Source organism: Pseudomonas cremoris (genome assembly GCF_014230465.1).
Window position 1 is genome coordinate 446,878 of the sequence record NZ_JAAXCY010000004.1, and the last position, 21,006, is coordinate 467,883.

At 60.9% G+C, this 21,006-nt stretch carries 22 protein-coding genes, 1 tRNA gene and 1 riboswitch; of the genes, 6 read left to right on the plus strand and 17 right to left on the minus strand.

Translation table 11 applies throughout. From position 1 onward, the window contains the following. Window positions 1-69: 69 nt before the first annotated feature. Window positions 70-558 (minus strand): DMT family transporter, encoded by a 489-nt coding sequence (locus tag HF257_RS11990; protein ID WP_185709484.1) that lies wholly within the window; start codon window positions 556-558, stop codon window positions 70-72. Between the two features lie 77 nt (window positions 559-635). Here HF257_RS11990 and HF257_RS11995 point away from each other — a divergent pair, with 77 nt between their 5' ends. Both HF257_RS11995 and HF257_RS12000 read left to right on the plus strand, forming a co-directional pair. Continuing rightward, window positions 636-1,541: a LysR family transcriptional regulator gene (locus HF257_RS11995; RefSeq protein WP_408635668.1), complete on the plus strand. Its 906-nt coding sequence runs from the start codon at window positions 636-638 to the stop codon at window positions 1,539-1,541. A 139-nt stretch (window positions 1,542-1,680) separates the two neighbouring features. After that, window positions 1,681-2,208 (plus strand): DUF4142 domain-containing protein, encoded by a 528-nt coding sequence (locus HF257_RS12000; RefSeq protein WP_185709482.1) that lies wholly within the window; start codon window positions 1,681-1,683, stop codon window positions 2,206-2,208. Between the two features lie 52 nt (window positions 2,209-2,260). Here the strand turns inward: HF257_RS12000 and HF257_RS12005 are convergent, their stop codons facing one another. The 5 genes from HF257_RS12005 to HF257_RS12025 all read right to left on the minus strand — a co-directional run bounded on the left by HF257_RS12005 (window position 2,261) and on the right by HF257_RS12025 (window position 5,068). Beyond that, window positions 2,261-2,686, minus strand: coding sequence for a low affinity iron permease family protein (locus tag HF257_RS12005; RefSeq protein WP_185709481.1), 426 nt, complete (start codon window positions 2,684-2,686; stop codon window positions 2,261-2,263). A gap of 104 nt (window positions 2,687-2,790) precedes the next feature. Then, window positions 2,791-3,291 (minus strand): methylated-DNA--[protein]-cysteine S-methyltransferase, encoded by a 501-nt coding sequence (locus HF257_RS12010; protein WP_185709480.1) that lies wholly within the window; start codon window positions 3,289-3,291, stop codon window positions 2,791-2,793. A 99-nt stretch (window positions 3,292-3,390) separates the two neighbouring features. Further along, window positions 3,391-3,801, minus strand: a complete 411-nt coding sequence (locus HF257_RS12015; protein WP_185709479.1) for a type II toxin-antitoxin system HicB family antitoxin — start codon at window positions 3,799-3,801, stop codon at window positions 3,391-3,393. Between the two features lie 22 nt (window positions 3,802-3,823). Next, on the minus strand, window positions 3,824-4,006 hold the full coding sequence (locus tag HF257_RS12020; RefSeq protein ID WP_003189411.1) for a type II toxin-antitoxin system HicA family toxin: 183 nt from the start codon (window positions 4,004-4,006) through the stop codon (window positions 3,824-3,826). 168 nt (window positions 4,007-4,174) lie between these two features. After that, window positions 4,175-5,068, minus strand: a complete 894-nt coding sequence (locus tag HF257_RS12025) for a LysR family transcriptional regulator (RefSeq protein ID WP_185709478.1) — start codon at window positions 5,066-5,068, stop codon at window positions 4,175-4,177. A 95-nt stretch (window positions 5,069-5,163) separates the two neighbouring features. Here HF257_RS12025 and HF257_RS12030 point away from each other — a divergent pair, with 95 nt between their 5' ends. From HF257_RS12030 to HF257_RS12045, 4 genes are all read left to right on the plus strand, one after another. Further along, on the plus strand, window positions 5,164-6,327 hold the full coding sequence (locus HF257_RS12030) for an MFS transporter (protein WP_185709477.1): 1,164 nt from the start codon (window positions 5,164-5,166) through the stop codon (window positions 6,325-6,327). Further along, window positions 6,324-7,502, plus strand: a complete 1,179-nt coding sequence (locus HF257_RS12035; RefSeq protein WP_185709476.1) for an MFS transporter — start codon at window positions 6,324-6,326, stop codon at window positions 7,500-7,502. The genes HF257_RS12030 and HF257_RS12035 overlap by 4 nt, the downstream gene beginning before the upstream one ends. Before the next feature lie 203 nt (window positions 7,503-7,705). Continuing rightward, a complete protein-coding gene (locus HF257_RS12040) occupies window positions 7,706-8,020 on the plus strand; it encodes a hypothetical protein (RefSeq protein ID WP_185709475.1) in 315 nt (104 codons plus the stop codon). Then, the gene (locus tag HF257_RS12045; RefSeq protein ID WP_185709474.1) at window positions 8,020-8,313 is read left to right on the plus strand and encodes a helix-turn-helix domain-containing protein; all 294 of its coding nucleotides are present in this window, start codon (window positions 8,020-8,022) and stop codon (window positions 8,311-8,313) included. The genes HF257_RS12040 and HF257_RS12045 overlap by 1 nt, the downstream gene beginning before the upstream one ends. Before the next feature lie 385 nt (window positions 8,314-8,698). Here the strand turns inward: HF257_RS12045 and HF257_RS12050 are convergent. The 11 genes from HF257_RS12050 to HF257_RS12100 all read right to left on the minus strand — a co-directional run bounded on the left by HF257_RS12050 (window position 8,699) and on the right by HF257_RS12100 (window position 20,753). Next, window positions 8,699-8,772 (minus strand) — tRNA-Gly (locus HF257_RS12050). Window positions 8,773-8,964: 192 nt separating this feature from the next. Then, entirely contained in the window at window positions 8,965-9,849 is an 885-nt protein-coding gene (locus HF257_RS12055; protein ID WP_185709473.1) for an alpha/beta fold hydrolase, read from the minus strand. Between the two features lie 306 nt (window positions 9,850-10,155). Continuing rightward, window positions 10,156-10,848, minus strand: a complete 693-nt coding sequence (locus tag HF257_RS12060; protein ID WP_185709472.1) for a pseudouridine synthase — start codon at window positions 10,846-10,848, stop codon at window positions 10,156-10,158. Further along, window positions 10,838-11,050, minus strand: coding sequence for a cysteine-rich CWC family protein (locus HF257_RS12065; protein WP_185709471.1), 213 nt, complete (start codon window positions 11,048-11,050; stop codon window positions 10,838-10,840). The genes HF257_RS12060 and HF257_RS12065 overlap by 11 nt, the downstream gene beginning before the upstream one ends. 63 nt (window positions 11,051-11,113) lie before the next feature. Further along, a complete protein-coding gene (gene atzF, locus HF257_RS12070; RefSeq protein ID WP_185709470.1) occupies window positions 11,114-12,886 on the minus strand; it encodes an allophanate hydrolase in 1,773 nt (590 codons plus the stop codon). Window positions 12,887-12,914: 28 nt separating this feature from the next. After that, entirely contained in the window at window positions 12,915-16,475 is a 3,561-nt protein-coding gene (gene uca, locus HF257_RS12075) for an urea carboxylase (RefSeq protein ID WP_185709469.1), read from the minus strand. A 260-nt stretch (window positions 16,476-16,735) separates the two neighbouring features. Beyond that, window positions 16,736-17,365: an urea amidolyase associated protein UAAP2 gene (locus HF257_RS12080; protein ID WP_185709468.1), complete on the minus strand. Its 630-nt coding sequence runs from the start codon at window positions 17,363-17,365 to the stop codon at window positions 16,736-16,738. A 9-nt stretch (window positions 17,366-17,374) separates the two neighbouring features. Next, window positions 17,375-18,100 (minus strand): urea amidolyase associated protein UAAP1, encoded by a 726-nt coding sequence (locus HF257_RS12085; protein ID WP_185709467.1) that lies wholly within the window; start codon window positions 18,098-18,100, stop codon window positions 17,375-17,377. After that, window positions 18,097-18,861 carry an ABC transporter ATP-binding protein gene (locus tag HF257_RS12090; RefSeq protein ID WP_185712082.1) on the minus strand — a complete coding sequence of 255 codons (765 nt, stop codon included), beginning with the start codon at window positions 18,859-18,861 and terminating at the stop codon, window positions 18,097-18,099. Before HF257_RS12090 ends, HF257_RS12085 begins: the two co-directional genes overlap by 4 nt. Beyond that, on the minus strand, window positions 18,858-19,673 hold the full coding sequence (locus HF257_RS12095) for an ABC transporter permease (RefSeq protein WP_185709465.1): 816 nt from the start codon (window positions 19,671-19,673) through the stop codon (window positions 18,858-18,860). Before HF257_RS12095 ends, HF257_RS12090 begins: the two co-directional genes overlap by 4 nt. 12 nt (window positions 19,674-19,685) lie before the next feature. Beyond that, window positions 19,686-20,753, minus strand: a complete 1,068-nt coding sequence (locus HF257_RS12100) for a putative urea ABC transporter substrate-binding protein (RefSeq protein WP_185709464.1) — start codon at window positions 20,751-20,753, stop codon at window positions 19,686-19,688. Between the two features lie 60 nt (window positions 20,754-20,813). After that, window positions 20,814-20,915: riboswitch (guanidine-I (ykkC/yxkD leader) on the minus strand. Window positions 20,916-21,006: the final 91 nt, after the last annotated feature.

Consider the following 21,006-nt stretch of genomic DNA (forward strand, 5'->3'; position numbering starts at 1 on the left):
TAGAGCGACACCACTTACAGCCTTGGCGCGGGCCTGCCGCAGAAATTGCGCACCCTCGACAAGGGCTGATCAGCCCGCCGTTGCCAAGGAGCGGGCAGGGCTGGCGCTGAACTGGATCAACGCCACGCCGCCGATCAACAACAACGCCCCCAACACGCGGGGCGTCGTCAGTTGGCGCTCCACCAAGCCGAACAGGCCGAAGTGATCGAGTGCCAGCGACGCCAGAATCTGCCCGGCCATGGCCAGTGCAATAAACCCCGACGCACCGAGTTTGGGCAACAGCATCAGCGCCAGGGAAATAAAGCACACGCCAAACGCACCACCGGCCCACATCCACAGCGGGGCCTTGCTGATAAACGTCAGGCTCGGCAACGGTAAACGCAGTGCCAGAATCACCGGCAGCAACACAATGATGCTGATCAGCAACGACGCCAATGTGGCCCACAGCGGGTGCCCGAGCCCTCGTCCCAGGTTGGCGTTGATCGCACTTTGAAACGGCACCACCGCCCCGGCGATCACCGCCAGCGTCAATAAGCCTACCCAATGCAGCGTGGTCATTTGATGTCTCCCAGAGGTTTTTCTGGACTCTAGGCTATTCGTGCCGCAAATTTAAATTCCAAGTTCTTATGCAGGGCATGCAGCTAATGAATGATCTGCGTCGTATCGACCTTAACCTGCTGGTGATTCTTGACGCCTTGCTCAGCGAGCACCACGTCACCCGAGCAGCCGAGCGTTTACACCTGAGCCAACCCGCGGTCAGCCACGCGTTGGCGCGCCTGAGGGATTTGTTGGGTGACCCGTTGCTGGTCCGTCAGGGTGGTAGCTTGGTGCCGACTGCGCGGGCGTTGGAGCTGGCCACACCATTGGCCGAAGCCCTGGCCCACGTGCAAGCGCTGCTGGCGCCGAACCGGTTTGATCCTGCATCGGCCAAACGCCGGTTTCGCGTGGCAATGTCGGACTATAGCGCGGCGATTTTCCTACCCGGGTTGGTGCGTACCTTGCGTCGCGAGGCTCCGGGTATCGACCTGCAAATCATCCAGGCGAGCCGTGAAGGTATGGTTGATGGCGTGCTCAATGGCGATCTTGACCTGGCCGCCGGCGTGTTCCCTGACATGCCCGCCGAACTGCGCACCACGCCCCTGTTCGATGAGCATTACACCTGCCTGGTGGATCGCGACAGCCTGCCGGATGACGGCTCGCTGGACCTGGCTACGTACCTGTCGCGCCCCCATGTGCTGCTGGAAATGCGCGGCAGCGGCACACCGGAAATCGAGCGGGCGTTGACCGCGATTCGTGAGCGCCGGCATGTGGCAATCAGCCTGCCGCATTGGGGCGTGGCGCCTCAGTTGATCAAGGGCACAGACCTGATTTTGACGGTGTCTTCCCGGGGCTTGCTGAACATCGACCGCGGGCATCTGGTGGCTGTGCCGCCGCCGTTTCATATTCCGTCGTTTGCGGTGGAGTTGGCGTGGCATGCGCGGCGGGGCGGGGATTCTGGATTGCAGTGGTTGACGGGGCGGGTGCAGGATGTATTGGCATGAAACTGCTTCAAATAGGGGGGGAGACGTGACGACCGTTCGTCGCACTGACGAGTTTTTTCTAAACCTTTGCCGTCCTGAAAATTCGAATTCAGGGCGGGGTGTTTTCCCCGCACTTATTTTTGCCCTGGAGGAACCCATCATGAGCCGCATGGCTATCCGGTTACGCACCGCCAGTTTCGCGATGCTGCTGGGCCTCGGCGCCAGCAATGCTTTCGCCCAGTCGCCTGCTGAATTCATCGAGCAGGCTTCGGCCAAAGGTATGGCCGATATCGAAACCAGCCGCATGGCCCACGCCAAAACCTCGTCCCAGGAAATCAAGGACTACACCATCGAGGTGATCAACGAGCGCACCCTGGCCAACCAGCACCTGGCGGCCATCGCCAAGAAGCTCGACCTGCCGGTGGCGCCGCGCGAGAAGATCATCGACAAAGCCGAAACCCTGATGCCTGAACTCAAGGACGGCGACTCGTTCGACGCCGCCTACACCGCGCAGCAGGTCAAGGAAAACGAAGACGCCATCGCCCTGTTCAAGCAGGAAGGCGCTGCGTCCGATGTGCCGGAAATAAAGGCTTTGGTGGATGAGACGCTGCCCAAGTTGGAGGAGCGTCTGCAAAAAGCCCGTGCCCTGGCGTCGACCTACGGCAAAGGCCATCAAGGCGACGGTTGATAGCGTCACTTGATGTGAAAACGGCGGTTGGATGCTCTCCAACCGCCGTTTTTTATGCCTGATTCAGGTCAGTCTTGTCATGCGCTGCGTCGTCTGCAACATCGCCGCAACCACTGTTCAGGCTCACCGTGCCGGTACTGCCAATGCTGCGGTATTGCTGGCGCAGTTTTTCCAGCTCTTTGCGGTCCAGGCCATCCAGGCTGAGCACGGCATTTTGTGCGTCCTTGGAGACGCGCAACAGTTCGTCGATCTTGATGTGCAGGATGTCGTTGTCACGGTTTTGCGTGTTCTGGATCAGGAACACCATCAGGAACGTGATGATGGTGGTCGAGGTGTTGATGATCAGTTGCCAGGTGTCGTTGTAGTGGAAGTACGGCCCGCTCAGGCTCCACACCAGAATCAACGCCACTGCCGCATAGAACGTGCGCGGGCTGCCTGCCCAGCGGGACAGGGATTGCGAGACTGCGGAGAATTTCATGACCGTTTTCCTTCAACAGGGTGGGTGATGAAAGTATGGACCGCAGGGAATCCTTGAAATTTCTTTTTACAAATTGCCATAGCAACAACGTTCTACGGTTTTACTCAGAACGCCAGCTCCGCTTGGCCTGAGCCTTCCAGCGCAAGCAGATATTGCTTGGCTTCCAGGCCACCGGCGAACCCGGTCAGGCCACCAGAAGCACCAATTACCCGATGGCACGGTGCGATGATCGAAATGGGATTACGCCCATTGGCGGCACCCACTGCACGCACGGCTTTGGGGTTGCCGATTTGCTGGGCGATCTGGCTGTAGCTACGGGTTTCGCCAAACGGAATGGTCAGCAGCGCTTGCCAGACTTGTTTCTGGAAGTCGGTGCCGTCGAAATCCAGTTCCAGTTCGAATCGGTTTCGCGTGCCGGCGAAGTATTCCTGCAACTGACGCTCGGTTTCCAATAGCACCGGGCTGTCATTGGCCTCGTGCAACTCACCCAGGCGAACCCGGTTGGCGCGTTCGACTTCCCACAGAATGGCGCTGAGTTTGCCGTTGCGCGCCACCAACGTGAGCTGGCCGACGGGGGAGGGCATGAGCTTGTATTCATAGGGCATGGGCCGGGCTCCTGAGTGTGTTATTGAAGTCTAAAGCGATACGCCTGGAGGGGAACTACGTTTCTTGCGGTCGAATTCCGCCTCGCCAGGACAGCACCATTATCCTTCTTGCTGCAAAACCTTCAGGGCTGCCGAGGCCAAAAAACCCGAGCGGCTTTTTTCTTCCGGGTGATGCAACACGTATTCATCGATGCGGTTCAGCAGATAACCGGGCAGCGTAATGTTGAGCTTTTGCGCCTTGCCCAGATACTTGGTGACATCAATGTCCACCACTGCCCAGGTGCAGCCCGCGTACTGCGGGTTGGCGGCATGCAGGGTGACTTTCTGCGCGTTGGGGATCGGTGCACCGTCTTCGGCGAGGATCTCAAAGTGCCCTTCAATGGCTTCACGAGCCATGGCCATGGCGTCGTCCAGATCGTCGCCGGCGGAGTAGCAGCCAGGGATATCCGGTACTTCCACGCCCCAGGCGTGGTCTTCGTCGCCGGTTGAAATTGCAATGGGGTAAAGCATGTCTGTTGTCCTCCAGGGACGGTTAACTCAACAAAGCCTGTTTCAAAATGCTTTTGGCGGTCTTGTCCAACAGGTCCTTCTTTGGATGAGGAATCGTTACCAGTCCCGGTTTTGTGGGGTGCTTGAAGTGGTGATGGCTGCCCCTGATGCGTACCAAGTACCAACCATCCGCAACGATATGGCCTATCAAATAACGGCTATCCACAACACCTCCTTATGGTGTGTGTTGGTGGTGACTATAACCACTCGAGTTAAATTATCAACACTCTACCTACCGGCGTTAGACGACCGGTATTAGGGTAAGCGACAGATGGAGTGTAAGAGCGCGCAGCAATAGCGCTGGGGGGAGGTATTGCGAGGTTTTACGATCGGGTTACCGGGTGTGTAGAGCAACCGCAATCACGCTGAGAAATGCCTCAACCAGCGTGCTTTTGGTTTGCGTCGGCGTCAGCACCAACAATTTCGCACACGCGTCCACCTCCACCAACGGCCTGTATGTCACGCCTTTATTCATCAAACTCTGCGTGCATTCCGGCACCAGCGCCACGCCTTGCCCGGCGGCTACCAGCGCAATGATCGAGGTGATTTGTCGCCCGGTCGGCCCAGCTCGCAAGGGTTGCCCGTGGTGCCGGTACAGCTGTTCGATGGACTGGTTCAACCCCGAGCCGTAATCCGCCGGAAACAGAATCAACGGGTAAGCGCTGAGTTGCGCCAGGCTGACCTGCGCCTGGCTTGCCAACGGGCAATCAGTGGAGACCGCAGCCACCAGCCGTTCTTCGCCGAGTGACAGCGCTTGCACCTCATCCCCCTGAGGCAACAAGCGGCTCAGGCCGATATCCAACCGCCCATCCGCCACCTGCGCACCCAGGCTGCCGGAGGCGCATTCCACCAGGGTCAGTTGCACATCGGGAAAGCGTTGGGCGAACGCCTGGATCGCCTGGCTGAACAGGTCTGACAAGGCGATAGAGCTGACGTAGCCCAACGCCAGTTGCCCCGCCGTGCCTGCTGCCAGTTTGCCGGCGATCACTTGCGCCAGATCCACTTGCTCCAGCACTCCGCGCGCATAGGGCAGGAACGACCGGCCTTGGGCCGTGAGCGTGACCGAACGGCTGGTGCGATCGAACAGTTTGAAGCCCAATTCTGTTTCCAATGCCGAAATCTGCCGGGTCAGCGGCGGCTGGGCCAGGTGCAGGCGAATGGCTGCCCGGCCGAAATGCAGTTCTTCAGCGACCGTCAGAAAGTACCGTAGCTTGCGTAGGTCGAGCATCCTGGCTCCAGGGTATTGATCGGTTCGAAATCGGTATTGGTTCAAGAGCTGCCGGCCATTCTATAAAGACCTCACAAAATAAAACGAGAGGTTTCATGAAGCCGCGACTGCATTGTGCCCGTCTTGCCCTGTTTCTGTGTGGCTGCGCGGCGTTCCTTAACCTCTATGCTACCCAGAGCATTCTCCAGACGTTCGCCGCGCAGTTTCAGGTCAGCGCCAAAGCGGCGGGGTGGAGTATCACGGTGACAACGTTGGCAGTGGCGATCACCGCGCCCTTTGTCAGCCGGCTGACCGGTCGTTTCGAACAGCGCACGGTGATCAGCGTGGCCGCGCTGCTGTTGGCGGTGCCGGCGCTGATGACCGCCTATGCCAACAGCTTTGTCGAAGTGTTGGTGTGGCGGTTTGTCGAAGGCATGTTGATCCCGGTGGTGTTCGCCACCAGCGTGGCCTACATCGGTGACCGCTGGAGCGGCGCCACGGTGACTGAAGTCACCAGCCTGTATGTAGCGGGCACGGTGTTGGGCGGGTTTGCCGGGCGATTTGTCACCGGCGTGATGACCGACTATGTGGGCTGGCGCGAGGCCTTTGAATTGCTCGCGGTGTTGAGCCTGATGGTGGGTGGGTTTATCCAGTTCCTGTTGCCGGTCAGCCGTGCGCGTACGCAGCGTGTCAGAACCTCTAGCTCGAGTGTTTTTCGCAAACCCTTGCTGGCTGCATACGCCGTGGGCTTTTGCGTGCTGTTTTCCCAGGTTGCAGCGTTTACCTACGCGGGTTTGTACCTTGGCCTACCGCCTTTCAATCTCGGGCCTGCGGCGTTGGGTACGCTTTACGCGGTGTTCCTGCTGGCGCTGATCGTGATCCCCATCGCGGGTCGCCTCAGCAAGGCCCGGCCTCACGCCCAGTTGTTGAGCGTCGCGGCGTTGCTGGGCGTTGTGGGTTCAGTCCTGACTTTGTTGCCGTTCCTGTGGAGCATTGTGCTGGGGCTGGCCCTCAGTTCCACCGGCGTATTCCTCGCCCAAGCGGCCGCGAATGCCTTCACCACTGCCAGTGCTGGCGACAACAAAGCCGGTGCCGTGGGCGTCTACCTCACGTGCTATTACCTTGGCGGTAGCTGCGGTGCAATCGTCCCGGGGCTGCTCTGGGAGCGCTGGGGTTGGGTAGGCTGTGTGGTGCTGATTATCACCTTCCAGTTGCTGACCCTGCTGATCGCGCAGACCGGTTGGAAGCCTCTTAAACCTGAACTGATTCCTACACCATGACCGATGTCGTCGCCGTGCCCGCTGCCGAAAAATCCACCCGTCGTCGCTCGCTGATCGCCGGTTGCAGCGCCCATGCCGTGCATGATGGTCTCACTGATGTCATTTACGTGTTGCTGCCGATCTGGCAGGCGCAGTTTGCACTGTCCTACGCGCAGATCGGACTTTTACGCGGCGCCTATTCCGGGATGATGGCGGTGTTCCAATTGTTGGCCAGCCGTGCCGCCAAACGCTGGGGCCGCGTGCCGATGCTAGTGGGTGGCACTGCGCTTGCGGGTGTCGCTTACTTGCTGGTCGGGCAAGCGACCGGGCTGGCCATGTTGCTACTGGCATTACTGTTGGGTGGCCTGGGCGCCAGTACGCAACATCCGCTGGCCTCGTCGATGATCACTGATGCTTACGAAGACGGTGGCGGCGTGAAGCAGGCACTGTCCCAGTACAACTTTTCCGGCGACATCGGCAAAACCCTGATTCCCGGATTGGTCGGCCTGCTACTCACCGTCATCAGTTGGCGTGCCAGCGTCACGCTCTTGGGTGTGCTCGGCTTGGCGGCGGCGGGGCTGTTGTGGTGGCTGATTCCCGGCCAGTCGCAAGCGCCTACAGCTCTGAAAAAAACAAAATCCCTCAGCGGTACTGGCTCTGTCAGCGGCCTGCGCGCGCTGATATTGACCGGCACCCTCGACAGTGCCGTGCGCATGGGGTTTCTCACCTTCCTGCCGTTCCTGCTGCAAGCCAAAGGCGCCGGCACCGCAGGCATAGGTCTGGCGCTGACCCTGCTGTTTATCGGCGGCGCGTTCGGTAAGTTGTTCTGCGGTTACCTCGGCGCGCGCATCGGCATGATGAAGACCGTGTGGCTGACGGAAACAGGTACGGCCTTGCTGATCGTTGCAGCGGTGTACCTGCCGCTGAATGGGTTGATGGCGATGCTGCCGCTGCTAGGCCTGGTGCTGAACGGAACATCCTCGGTGCTCTACGGGGCCGTGCCGGATTTGGCTAATGCCGGAAAACGCGAGCAGGCATTTGCGCTGTTCTACACCGGCACGATTGGCGGCGGGGCGCTGGCACCGGTGGTGTTTGGCGGGGTGGGGGATGTGCTGGGGGTGCCAGTGGCGGTGATGGTATTGGCGGGTTTATTGATGGTGACGTTGCCGCTGGCGTGGGTGGTGCAGAGGGGATAGGGAGGGAAGATTGATTGTCTTTTTTCGGATGGGAAACTCAGTTGCGTCCTACGTCAAATCACTGATCCTGTGGTTGTAGAGTTTGCGCTTCACACATTGTGGCGCATCTTTCGTTTACCTATCTGTGAGTGACGAGTGGGCGTTGCTAGATTGGAAGCGGCAAGACTAAGCTGTTTATGCGCCAATGACGTACAGGCGTGGGTATGATATTTATAGAGTCACCCGTATTTACAGAAGATTTAGCAACACTTCTGAGCGAGGAAAGTTACGGTGAATTCCAGGCGTTTCTGGCCGAGAACCCCACTGCCGGGGATGTCATTCAAGGGACCAATGGATTGAGAAAAATCCGTTGGGCTATGCCGGGCAGGGGGAAAAGCGGCGGCGTCAGGGTGATTTATTATCACCTCTGTAGGGCGTATCAAATTAGATTGATCCTGATATACAGAAAGGGCATCAAAGACGATCTTTCGCTGGCAGAAAAACGAGTTCTGAGCGAGATAAACAGAAGGTGGGAGTGATGGAGAAAAAACTGTTCAATCGCCTGGTCGAAAGCATGACCCAGATGGATGAAATCGCAAGGGGTGAGCGCCCTCCATCCCGTGAGTTTTTTGTTGATGCTTTGAAGGTAAAAGAGATTCGACATGCCACGGGGCTTTCTCAAGCGCGCTTTGCGAAGGCGATTGATGTGCCTGTAGGAACGCTTCAAAACTGGGAGCAAGGGCGGCGTGAGCCAGAAGGACCAGCAAGAGCATTGTTGCGTGCCCTATACAACGACCCCTGCCACGTACTGGCAGCGTTGGAACATAGATAATCTTGAGATCGCGGCGCTTTAGGTAAACTGCATCCGACTATGTGCCGGCTTTTCTGTTTCTGGTTTCTGGACAGAGGTCATTTATCTCGTACTTTTAGTCTTGCGACGTTGCCTACACAACCATCGGAACACTTCAGGTTGCGCACGTAGGGCGCGCTGCATATGGTTTGTCAGCCGCTGTCCGCGTCAGGCGGTGCTCAATGGCAGCTGTGCGCGGGACATCGAGTGCGTTGGTATCCCGAAAGCTACCCGGCCTACTCGCCCGCGCACGGTTGTCGCCTTTATCAACGCAACAAATTTCGCGCATAAAAAAACCGGTCACCAAGGACCGGTTTTTTTTGCCTCTCCCGTCAGGAACAAACCTGACGCAAGCGCAGAATCTGAGTGGAGCGGGTAGAGGGAATCGAACCCTCGTCGGAAGCTTGGGAAGCTACTGTTCTACCATTAAACTATACCCGCTCAGAGCGGCTGACTTTGTACCAGATGTTTGCCGGGATTTGAAGTTTTTCTTCAAAAATGTGTGGGTTACGTGCCATGCGCAAGCTTGTGTGGGAGCTGGCTTGCCTGCGATAGCTTCACCTGAGTGTGGCTGGCACACCGAGGCGTCCGTATCGCGGGCAAGACCGGCTCCCACCTAAGCGGGCCTTCATTTCAGATCGCAAAGGCATGCTGTGTCTGGCCCTGTTGATAGCGCAACCGGCTGACCTGCCGTTCTGGCTTCAGAAACCCGACCACCGCTTCCCGGGTGTCCCGGCACGCCGCCTTGTGTTCCATGTCCAGAAAGTGCCCCGTGGCCTGCACGGTGCTGAAACTGCTATGGGCCACGTGCTGGCCAAACAGCTTGGCATCCTGGGCACTGGTGTATTCGTCCCATTCACCGTTTACAAACAACACCGGAATATCGATCTGCTTGGCCGCCTTGAGGTAGCACAGCCGGTCGCTGTGGAGCACTTGGCTGATATGGAAGTGCATCTGCCCATATTCATGCTCGGCCAGGTTGCTCACGTGTTTGTAGTTGAAACGCTTGAACAGCGACGGCAGGTGCTTGCCGATGGTGCTGTTGACCAGGTGGCCGACGCGGTCGCGGTCGAGGTTGCCGAGGTAATCGACGCCGCGCTCAAGGTAGTCGCGCATCGGTGCGTTGATCACCGGTGAGAATGAGCTGATCACGGCCTTTTCTACGCGACGTGGCCGGTGGGCCAGGGCGACCAGGGTGGCGGTGCCGCCCCAAGAAAATGACAGCACGTGTTCGGCGGCGAAGTGGTCGATGAGTTCCAGGAGGATCTGGCCCTCGATTTCCTTCGTCAGCATTTGCTCATGGCGGTTATGGATTTTGGAGCGGCCAGCGTAGGGCTGGTCGTACAAAACCACATTGAACTGCGGGTGCAGGCTTTTCACGGTTTGAGCGAAGGATGCCGTGGTGGCCATGGAGCCATTGACCATGATGATGGTCTTTGCAGCAGCGTCCGCGCGATAGAACTCCGTGTAAACCCGATACTGACCCTGTATATCCAACACAGCGATTTCTGGCCTCATGTCGTAAGACTCCTGGCAAGCGGGTAGGGCGCGCAGATAACTCTGCACGAGCTTTGTGACAGGTAGGCATACGCCTGGAAATGGAGAGCCCATGTCGATCCGATGACGGCTGGCCGACGGGTGTTGTTATGGCGGGCAGTTTTGCCTGGAAGGCCCGTAGATCAAGCGCGGGCGGGGGCAAAGTGTTTCTTGGAGGTTATAGGCGACTCGCCAGTCATAATTTGGCTGGCGTTTTGATTCAAGCAGCAGAGGTGCTGCCTCGCAAGGCAACACCGTGGTTTTTTACCAGTACCGGCTGAACGGTCATCAGACCTGTCGGATTTCGTCGTCAGTCAGCGCCCGGTACTCGCCCGGCGCCAAGGCAGCATCGAGCACCAAGGGGCCCATCCGTTCGCGATGCAAGCCGATCACCTTGTTATTGAAATGCCCGAACATGCGTTTCACCTGGTGATAACGCCCCTCGACAATACCCAGTCGCGCCGTCGTCGGCCCCAACAGTTCCAGTTCGGCGGGTTGGGTGGTCAGGTCTTCAAACGCAAAATACAGGCCCGCCTTGAAGGTCACTGCGTATTCCGGACCAATTTCCTGCTCGGTCTCCACCAGATAGACCTTGGGCAGCTTGGTCTGCGGTTGCGTGAGGCGTCGTGACCACTGCCCGTCATTGGTGATGAGCATCAGACCGGTGGTGTTGAAGTCCAGACGACCGGCGATATGCAACTCGTGTGTATCCGGCTCATCCAGCAGGTCGAGGACTGTAGGGTGCTGCGGGTCCGACGTGGCACTGACGCAACCCTGAGGTTTGTGCAGCATGAAGTACCGTGCCGACTTGCCTGTTTGCAGCACCTCATCATCAACGCAAACGTGGCTGAATTCGCGCACCTCATGGTGAGGATCGATCACCGCCACACCATCCACCGTCACCCGCCGTTCTACCAGCAGCAGGCGTACTTGCTTGCGATTGAAACGAGGGAGGTTGCTGAGGAAGCGATCAACGCGCATTTTGACGTTTCAATTGCTTGTCCACCTGGGCGCAGCGCGGGCACAGGCAGGCGGTGTTGCGCAGTTCATCGGGCAAGGCTTCAAGCACCGCGGGGTCGATGCTGACGCTGTAGCACCAGCAGGCTTGATCGGCCGTGCGCGGGTCGGCGAGGGAGCAGTCGTTGGGCGCACCGCAGGCGGGGCAGAGGGTAGGGGTGGTCATCGGTCGATTCAGGCTGTATCGGGCAGGGCCCCGGAGTTCCCTGCACGATACAGTCCCGTCCGGCTATTGCAAGCTGCGCAGGTAGCTGCGCCAGCCGCCGAAATGGCTGATGTCCACCGCGCCCGCCAGCCCATAGGGCTCGCAGATAAAGCCGCTTTCCCACCGCCCATCCGCCAGTTGCACTTTGCCCAGGCCCAAGGGCGCCGGGATGCCGGTGAGGAAGGAGCCCAGTTCACGGCTCGGCAGTTCCCACACTTCCACTTCGATGGCCGCGCCGCCCTCGCTCACCCGCAGCATGCCGGGGCGATACGGCGGCCCACCCGCCAGGGCGAACAGTTGATAGTCGGCCGAGCTGCGGGTGCGCTCAATCAGGCGTGCCCCCCGGCGCAACAGCTGGCTGTTCAGTGCCAGCCCCTGCAGGTGCGCGCCGCACACCACCAACCGTGTGCAGTCATGGCTGGCGACAGTGGTGGGCACGCCCAGTGATGCATCGTGCTGACGCTGCAACGCATCTGCCACGCCCAACAGGTATTGGTCGGTAAACGCTCGGCCAAATACGGTCACGCCCCACGGCAGGCCGTTGTCCATCACGCCGCTGGGCACGGCGACGGCGGCGTAGTCCAGCAGGTTCATGAAGTTGGTGTAGTAGCCCAGTTCAGCATTGCGCAGCACCGGTTCGGCGTGCAGTTCTGCCAGCGTCACCGGGCGACCGATCGTGGGCGTCAGCACGCAGTCCAGCCCTTCCAGCGCGCGGTCGCACTGGGCTTTCAAGGTTTGCAGGCGGTAGTGCGCACGGAAGGTGTCGACGCCGGTGACCGCCGGTGCCTTGGCCAATACCGCACGAATCACCGGCAGCACCGCCTCGGGATCACGTTCCATCAGCTCACCGGCCACGCTGTAGCGTTCGGCCACCCACGGTCCTTCGTAGAGCAGGCGCGCCGCTTCAAGGAACGGTGACAAGTCCAGTGCCACCGGCTCACCGCCGAGGGCAATCATGCGGGCGATGGCTTGCTGGAACAGCCGCGGGCCTTGCGCGCAGCCAAAGAATTCCAGGTCCTCCGGGCGCGACACGCCAAAGCGAAAAGGCCTGGGCGCGCCAAAGGCCGACGCGTCATTCCACGCCGGGTTCTGGCGGCTGTAGGCGTCCAGCGGATCAAGCCTGGCAGTCAGCGCCAGCAACTGGCTGGCTTCCCGTGCGGTGCGGGTAAACGTGGTGACGCAATCCAATGTGCGGCATGCCGGCACCACCCCTGCGGTGGAGATCAACCCTTTGGTCGCCTTGAGCCCAACCAAATTGTTCAGCGCCGCCGGCACACGCCCGGAGCCAGCGGTGTCGGTACCCAAGGCAAAACTGGCGACACCCAGTGCGACCGCCAATGACGATCCCGCACTGGACCCGCCCGACGGATATTCCGTCAACACACTGTTGGGGCAGACGCCGTACGGCGAGCGGCTGCCATTGAGCCCGGTGGCGAACTGGTCGAGGTTGGTCTTGCCCAGCGGCACGGCGCCCAGGGCGATCAGCTGCTCGACAATCGTCGCGCTGTGCTGCGGCACGTACGCAAACGCCGGGCAGGCAGCGGTGGTGGGAATACCGGCCAGGTCAATGTTGTCCTTGATTGCAAAGGGCACGCCGTACAGCGGCAACTCTGCCGGGTCGCGACGCTCCAGAGCGGCCAGGTATGGCTCCATCTGCGCAACGCTGAGCAGGTGAATGAACAGGTGATAGTCGGGGTTCAATTGCGCGGCTTTTTCACGCAGATGCAACAGCACTGCCCGTGGGGTGGTGTCGCCACTGAGGTAGGCATTGCGCAGGTTGTCCAGTTGCAGGTTCATGGCTTGTCCGCCTGTCGAAATAGAAATGTCAGTCACGTTCCAGTACCACCACACGCTGCCCGGCACCAATGCCGCTGCCGGGTTGCACGGGGATCTCACGCACAGTGCCGGCGAACGGCGCCACCACAGGGATTTCCATTTTCATCGACTCCAGGATCACCAGCACATCGCCCGCGGCCACTCGCTCACCGGCGGTGACCTGGACCTGCCAGAGGTTGCCGGCGATATGGCTGTCGATGCTGTACTCATTGGTGTGCAGCGGCGTGTTCGCGCCCAGTGGCGCCGCCAGCTCCTCGCTGTCGAAATGCGCCTGGCCGCTGGCGATCCAGCGTTCGCGCTCGGCGTTGAAGGCGTGCTGCTGTTGCTCACGAAACGCGCTGATGCCCGTTGCTTCGCGCGCCAGGAAGGCCTGGTAATCGGCCAGGTTCAACTGGCTGTTCTCAATCCCCAGCTCAAATCTGCCCAAGGGGAAATCCCGACGAATCCGTAGCAACTCGTCAGCACTCACCGGATAGAACCGGATCTGGTCAAAGAACCGCAGCAACCACGGCTTGCCTTTAAACGCCGCGACTTCCCGGTAGCGATTCCACATCTGCAAGGTCCGCCCCACAAACTGGTAGCCGCCGGGGCCTTCCATGCCGTAGACGCACAGGTACGCACCGCCAATGCCCACCGAGTTCTCGGCGGTCCAGGTGCGCGCGGGGTTGTATTTCGTGGTCACCAGGCGATGGCGCGGGTCCAGCGGCGTGGCCACCGGGGCGCCGAGGTACACATCGCCCAGGCCCATCACCAGGTAACTCGCATCGAACACTGTGTGGCGCACTTCGTCGAGGTTGGCCAGGTCGTTGATGCGGCGGATGAACTCCAGGTTGCTCGGGCACCATGGCGCGTCCTTGCGCACGGTGGTCATGTATTTCTCGATCGCCAGCTGGCACGCCGGGTCGTCCCACGACAGCGGCAAATGCACGATGCGTGAGGGCACTTGCAGGTTCTGCGTGGCGCATACGGCGGTCCACTCGTTGGCGATCAACGCCAGCAAGCCGGCCAGGGGCAGTTGTTCGGGTTGGTAGTGGATCTGCAACGAGCGAATGCCCGGCGTCAGGTCGATCACACCCGGCAGGGCACGGGCCTCCAGCGCTTGCATCAGGGCGTGGGCGCGAAAGCGCAGCACCAGGTCCAGCTCCGGCGCACCGATTTCCAGCAGCAGGTGAGTGTCACCGGCAAGGCGAGCGACCAGTTGGGTGTCGGCGCTGCCGATGTCCAGTACCACCGGCGACTCGATCACTTGAGAAGACTGGCTTGGCTCAGGCACTTGATCCCATTTCAAAGCAAGCTCCCGGGCCGTTTTGAGGCCGACCGGTGCGAAGCAGATTTTGTCGCCGGCCTTGAGCTGGCCGAGTTGCCACAAGTCCGCCTCGATCACCGTTACCGGGCACACAAACCCGCCCAGGCTTGGCCCGTCCGGCCCGAGGATCACCGGCATGTCACCAGTGAAATCCACCGCGCCGATGGCATAGGGGTTGTCATGGATATTCGACGGGTGCAGCCCCGCCTCACCGCCATCCGTGCGTGCCCACAACGGCTTGGGCCCGATCAACCGTACGCCGGTGCGGCTGGAGTTGAAGTGCACTTCCCATTGAGTGGCAAAGAAGGTGTCGATGTACTCGGGCTTGAAGTATTCCGGCGCGCCGTGGGGGCCGTAGATCACCCGCAGCGTGCGCGTTTGCGGCAGCGGCTCGGCCTTCAATTGTTGCCCTGCACTCGCGTCCGTCAATGGCCGCAGATGCAACACATCGCCGGCCCGCAACGCGCGCCCGCCATGGCCGCCGAACTGGCCGAGGGTGAAGGTGCTTTTGCTGCCCAGATAGTCCGGCACCTGCAACCCGCCGCGCAGGCACAGGTAACTGCGTGCGCCGGCGCCGGCAAGGGTGCCCAGGCTCAATACCGAACCCGCCTCGATCAACAGCGCGGTATTCATCGGCACCGGTTGATCATCCAACAGCAGCGGAATGACTGCGCCGGTGACCGCCACGACCGCCGCGCAATTGAAGCGCAGCATCGGCCCACTCATGGTGATTTCCAGCGCGGCGGTACCGTCGCTGTTGCCCAGCAGGCGATTGCCCAGGCGCAGCGCACGGCTGTCCATCGGCCCTGACGGCGGCACGCCCACCGCCCAATAACCGAGGCGGCCTGGGTAGTCCTGCACGCTGGTTTGCGTGCCCGCACTCAGCACTTCGACGGTGTCGGCGACGTAGACCAGATCTTCCAGGCAACGGGTCCATGGGCGGCCACTGGCGAAGGGCGCGGCGAGCAGGATCTGGCGCAGGTAATCGCGGTTGGTTTCCACGCCGTAGAGTTGGCTGTCGCTCAGTGCCCGGTGTAAATCCAGGCGTGCCTGCTCCCGGGTAGGCGCCCACGTGATGAGCTTGGCGATCATCGGGTCGAAGTACGGTGGGATCTCACACCCGGCTTCTACCCAGGTATCGATGCGCAGGCCATCGGCAACCGGGAAGTCCACCTGGGTCAGCAAGCCCGGGCTGGGTTGGAAATCCCGGCCAGGGTCTTCTGCATACAAACGTGCCTGGATTGCATGGCCTTGAGGGCTTAAAACAAGCTCGCTCAACGGCGGCATTTCACCTGCCGCCAATTGCACCATCCAGCGCACCAGGTCCACGCCCCACACTTGTTCGGTGACGCCGTGTTCCACCTGCAACCGGGTGTTCACTTCCAGGAAATAGAAGCGCCCATCGGCGCTATCAAAGATAAATTCCACGGTACCGGCGCTGCGGTAGTTCACCGCTTTGGCCAGGGTGATGGCGGCCGCGCATAACGCCTCGGCCATGCCGTCGGGCAGGTTCGGCGCCGGGGTTTCCTCGAGGACTTTCTGGTTGCGCCGTTGCACCGAGCAGTCACGCACGCCGAGAGCGATCACCTCACCCGCGCCGTCGCCAAACACCTGCACTTCCAAGTGACGGGCGTGCTGGATGTACTTCTCGATAAACACGCCGGCATCGCTGAAATTGTTCTGGCCCAGGCGTTTGACCGCGTCGAAGGATTCGCTCAATTCGGTCGCATGGCGGCACACGCGCATGCCAATACCGCCACCGCCGGCGGTGCTTTTGAGCATCACCGGGTAGCCCACGCGGTCGGCGGCGAGCAGGGCGGCGTCGAGGCTGTCGAGCAGCTCGGTGCCCTCCAGCAACGGGATTTGGTGCTGCTTGGCCAAGGCGCGGGCCGTGTGCTTGAGACCGAACACGCGCAGTTGTTCGGGCGTTGGCCCGACGAAGGCGATGCCGGCGTTTTCACAGGCCTCGGCAAAGGCGGCGTTTTCCGAGAGAAAGCCATAACCCGGATGGATGGCCTTGGCACCACAGGCCTTGGCGGTGGCGAGGATTTTTTCCACCGCCAGGTAAGTGCCTGCCGCCGCGCCTTCACCGAGGCTGTAGGCTTCGTCGGCTTGCTGGATGTGCAGGCTGGCGGCATCGGCTTGCGCGTACACCGCAACGCCTTTTACGTGAAGCTTGCGCAAGGTGCGCAGGATGCGGCAGGCAATGGCGCCGCGGTTGGCGATCAAGAGTTTTTCGAACATGGCAAAACCCTGCGGGCCGTCCCGCAAAGTGAAGGTGACGCTACGGTCGTCCGCAGCGCAAATTCCGAAATCAGTGGAGATCCAAAAGGTGGGAGCGGGCTTGCTCGCGAAAGCGGAGTTTCAGTTACAGATGCACGTGCTGACACACCGTATTCGCGAACAAGCCCGCTCCCACAATTTTGAACCTCAGTGCTTGTTAAGGCACTGCCCGGCGCGGGATTGGCACAGGGTGAACAGCCATTGGCGCAACCGCTTCATTTTCAGTTCCATACCAGTAGCTCCGCAGGAGTGGGGTTGTAGGCATTGCACGGGTTGTTCAATTGCGGGCAGTTGGAAATCAGCACGATCACGTCCATCTCCGCACGCAAATCCACGTATTTGCCGGGGGCGGAAATACCGTCCTCAAACGTCAGCCCACCGTCGGCTGTCACTGGCACATTCATGAAGAAATTGATGTTCGGCCCGATGTCGCCTTTACCCAGGCGGCCATCGTGGGCGCAGGCCCGTAGGTAGTTGTCACGGCAGCTGTGCATGTAGCGTTTTTCCAGGGCGTAGCGAACGGTGTTGCTCTCCTGGGCGCAGGCGCCGCCGAGGGTGTCGTGGCGGCCACAGGTGTCGTCGACGATGGTCAGCATCGGCTGGCCGAGGTTGGAATACAGCACGCTGCCGGTGCCCAGGTACACGCTGTTTTGCCGCCGCAACGTGCGTTGCACGTCGTAGCGTTCCTTGGGGTTCTTGAGGCTGTAGAACAAGGTGTCGACAGCCTGGTTGCCCTCCAGGTCGAGGATGCGCAAGGTCTGCCCGGCCTTGACCTCCATCAGCCACGGTTCGCCAGCGGGAATGGTCGCGCGGTACACGGCCGCATCCGGTTGTTTCAGTGCGATAGACATGGCAGCTCCTCAGGCGAACAGACGGTCGGTGTTGATAAAGCCGCGCTCGTTTTCCGGGCGCGAGGTGCGGCAGTGTTCGGCGACGCTTTTGTCAGCGTTCATCCAGCTCAGTTTCAGCGGTTGCGGGGCGTAATCGGGGTTCGGGTCCATCGGGTGTTGCAGGGCGGTGAGCACCACCAGGGTGTCCATCGGTGCGTAGAGTTCGATGTAGTCACCCGCCTTGGAATTGCCCGGCACAAAGTGCAGGCCACCGTCGCCATCCACGCTGACGCGGCTGAACAGGTTGAGGGTCATCAGCAGGTCAGACAGCCCCAGGCCCCACTTGCCCAACTCCACCAGCAGGTTGTCGGTGCCGTTGCGGAAGAAGCCGTTGCGCAGTTCCTGGTAGCGCCCCTGGCCGTACTTTTCGGTGACTTCGCTGGCGCAGAGCACGCCGCCGATGCTGTCACTCCAGCCGCAGGTGTCGGCAGTGATGGCGGCCAGTACTCGGCCCATGTCGGAGTACAGGCAATGGCCGGTGGTGAGCTTGGCGGTGTGTTGGCATTTGAGGCTGTCGGGCAGGTTCAGGCGCTCGGTTTTTTCATTGGCATTGAGCAGCGTGAGGCTGACGTTGGCGCCGCCGCGCAGGTCGGTAAGGCGCAGCAGTTGCCCGCGCTTGAGCACAAACGAACGGTGGCCGCCGCCGGGCAGCATTTCTTCGGCAAACGGTGGGAACAGTTGGGTGGAATCGGTCATTGGGCAGTCGCTCCAAGTTCAGCGGCGAGCGCCTTGCGGCGTTCGCTGTTCAAAGGAATGTCGTAGGTGATGCGGGCGCCATAGGCACCGGGGGCGTGGGGGTCGACGCGCACCTTGTCGAACACCAGCAGGCGCGTGCCGAGGCTGAAGCCTTCGCTGAGGTCGTGGGTGACCATGAACACCGTCAGCCGGGTTTCGCGCCACAGCTCCAGCAGCAACTGGTGCATGTCTTTGCGAATGCCCGGGTCGAGGGCGCCGAAGGGTTCATCCAGCAGCAATACGCGGGGTTTCATGATCAAGGCCTGGGCGATGGCCAGGCGTTGCTGCATACCGCCAGAGAGCTGCGCCGGGTATTTGTCGAGGGCATGCCCGAGACCGACTTTATGCAGTAGCGCGGCAGCCTGTTCCCGGGCGTCTCGCTTGGCCTTGCCGAACAGCCGGCCCAGCAGGCGCGAGCGGGGCAATTCAAGGCCCAGCGCGACGTTGTCCAACACGCTCAAATGCGGGAACACCGAGTAACGCTGGAACACCACACCTCGGCTGGCATCCGGCTCGGCGGCAAGGGCCTGGCCATCCAACAGGATCTCACCCTTGCTCGCGGTTTCCTGGCCCAGCAGCAGGCGCAGAAAGGTGGATTTGCCGCAGCCAGAGGTGCCCACCAGCGTGCAGAACTCACCCTCGGCCACGTGCAGGTTGAGGCCTTCCAGCACCACTTGGTCGCCGTAGCGCTGCCACACATTGTTCACGCTGATAAAGCTCATGCCCGCGCTCCTTCGTACCAGGGGAACGCGCGCCGGGTCAGGGCCTTGAGGCCCCAGTCCATCAGCCAGGCGAGCAGGGTGATCCACACCACGTAGGGCAGGATCACGTCCATCGCCAGGTAGCGGCGTACCAGGAAGATCCGATAGCCCAAGCCATCAGTGGAGGCGATGGCCTCGGCGGCAATCAGGAACAACCACGCCGAACCCAGCATCAGGCGCAGTGAGATCAGCAGGCGTGGCAGCAATTGCGGCAACACCACGCGCAGCATCAAGGTCCAGGTGGACGCACCGAGGGTCTGGGCTTTTACCAGCAATTCGACGGGAATTTCCCGCGCGCGCTGTTCCAGGTCTCGCGCCAATGCCGGGGTGATGCCGATCACGATCAGCATCACCTTCGACAACTCGCCCAGGCCAAACACGATGAACAGGATCGGCAGGATCGCCAGCGGCGGCACCATCGACAGCACTGTCAGCAGTGGCGACAGCGGCGCGCCAAACAGCGGCAAGGTCCCGGCGGCAATACCCAGGCACAAGCCGGCGAGGGCACTGATGCCCAGGCCGATGGCCAGACGCTGCAGGCTTGACGCGGTGTCTTGCCACAGCACGTATTCACCGGTGCGGCTGTCGGCGCTGAACGCCAGGCGCTTTATGGCGTCGCCCATTTGCACGGCGCTGGGCAGCAGCTTGTCGTTGGGGTTGGCCGCCAGGCGCTCGGCCGAGCCTACGAAGTAGGCGAACAGCAGCAACGCGAAGGGCAGCAGCACCAACAGCAAGCGGCTGGAGCGTTCCGGGTGACGGTTGATCAGGCGCATGGCCGGGTCCTCTTACAGCTTGCCGTCGGCGGCCATCTGCACGTAGCTGGGGTCGAAATGCAGCTTGAGGTTGGCGGTGTCGCCGCTGGTCACGCCATTGGCAAAGCTCATGCCCACGGCGCTGGTGTCCTTGGCGCCTTCACCGAGCAAGCCGTGCTCAAACGAAAACTCGGCGACCTTGCGCATGGTGGTCGGCAGTTGTTTGCTGGTGGCAAACGCCAGGGCTTCCTGGGGCGTGGCGAACAGCTTGGTGGTGTCCAGTTGCGACTGGAAACCCTTGAGGTCGGTGCCGGAAGCCTTGGCCATGTGTTCCAGGGCTTCGGTGCTGGCGGCGCCTTTGGCGTTCATCAGCGCGACTGTCTCGAACCAGGCGCCGGTGAGGGCTTTGCCCAGGGCCGGGTTGTCCTTGAGGACCTGGGTGTTGACCACCATCATGTCCATGATTTCGCCAGGCACTTTGCTGGAGTCGAATACCTCGGTCACACCCGGCTTGGCCTTGATCTCGGAGAGCATCGGGTTCCAGGTGGTCACGGCCTGCACCTGGTCGGTGTTGAAAGCGGCGGCGATATCGGCGTCTGAGGTATTGACCACTTTCAGATCTTTTTCGGTGAGGTCGGCCGACTCCAGCGCGCGGGCCAGCAGGTAATGGGATACCGAGAGTTCCACCAGGTTGACGTTCATGCCCTTGAGGTCGGCCACGGTCTTGCCGGTGCCCTTGATGACCACGCCGTCGTTGCCGTTGGAGAAGTCACTGACCACCAGCGCAGTGCTGTCCACGCCGCCGGCGGCGGGGATGGTGAGGGCGTCCATGTTGGTCATGGTGCAGCCGTCGAACTGGCCGGCAGTGTATTGGTTAATGGACTCGACGTAGTCATTGAGCTGCACCATGTCGATCTTGATGCCGTACTTCTTCGCCCACTTGTCGAGGATGCCTTGGCTGCCGGCGTACTCCCACGGCATCCAGCCGGCGTAAATGGTCCAGCACACACTGAAGTGGTCTTTGGGGGCGGCTTGGGTCTGGACGCTCAGCACGGCAGCAAAGGCGGCGGCGAGCAAGGCGGGTAAACGGGGTGATGGCATGGGGCTTCTCCAGTTGATCAAGGGCGAGCAGGAGCAACGCGGCACCGTGAACGGTGGCTTGTCTCCCGGGCTTTTATCCCGCCGTGTAACCTCAACTGGAGGTCGCCAACTCTCGGACCAGCCACTCGCTTGAAGCGAGCCGGAACCCTAGTCGGCCATTGCAAATTGTGGTGCCGCGAACCTGTTATCAATCCTGCACGTGAGAGGCATAGCGAGAGTCGTGCCAAGTGGTGTCGACGCCCGGTTTTTCAGG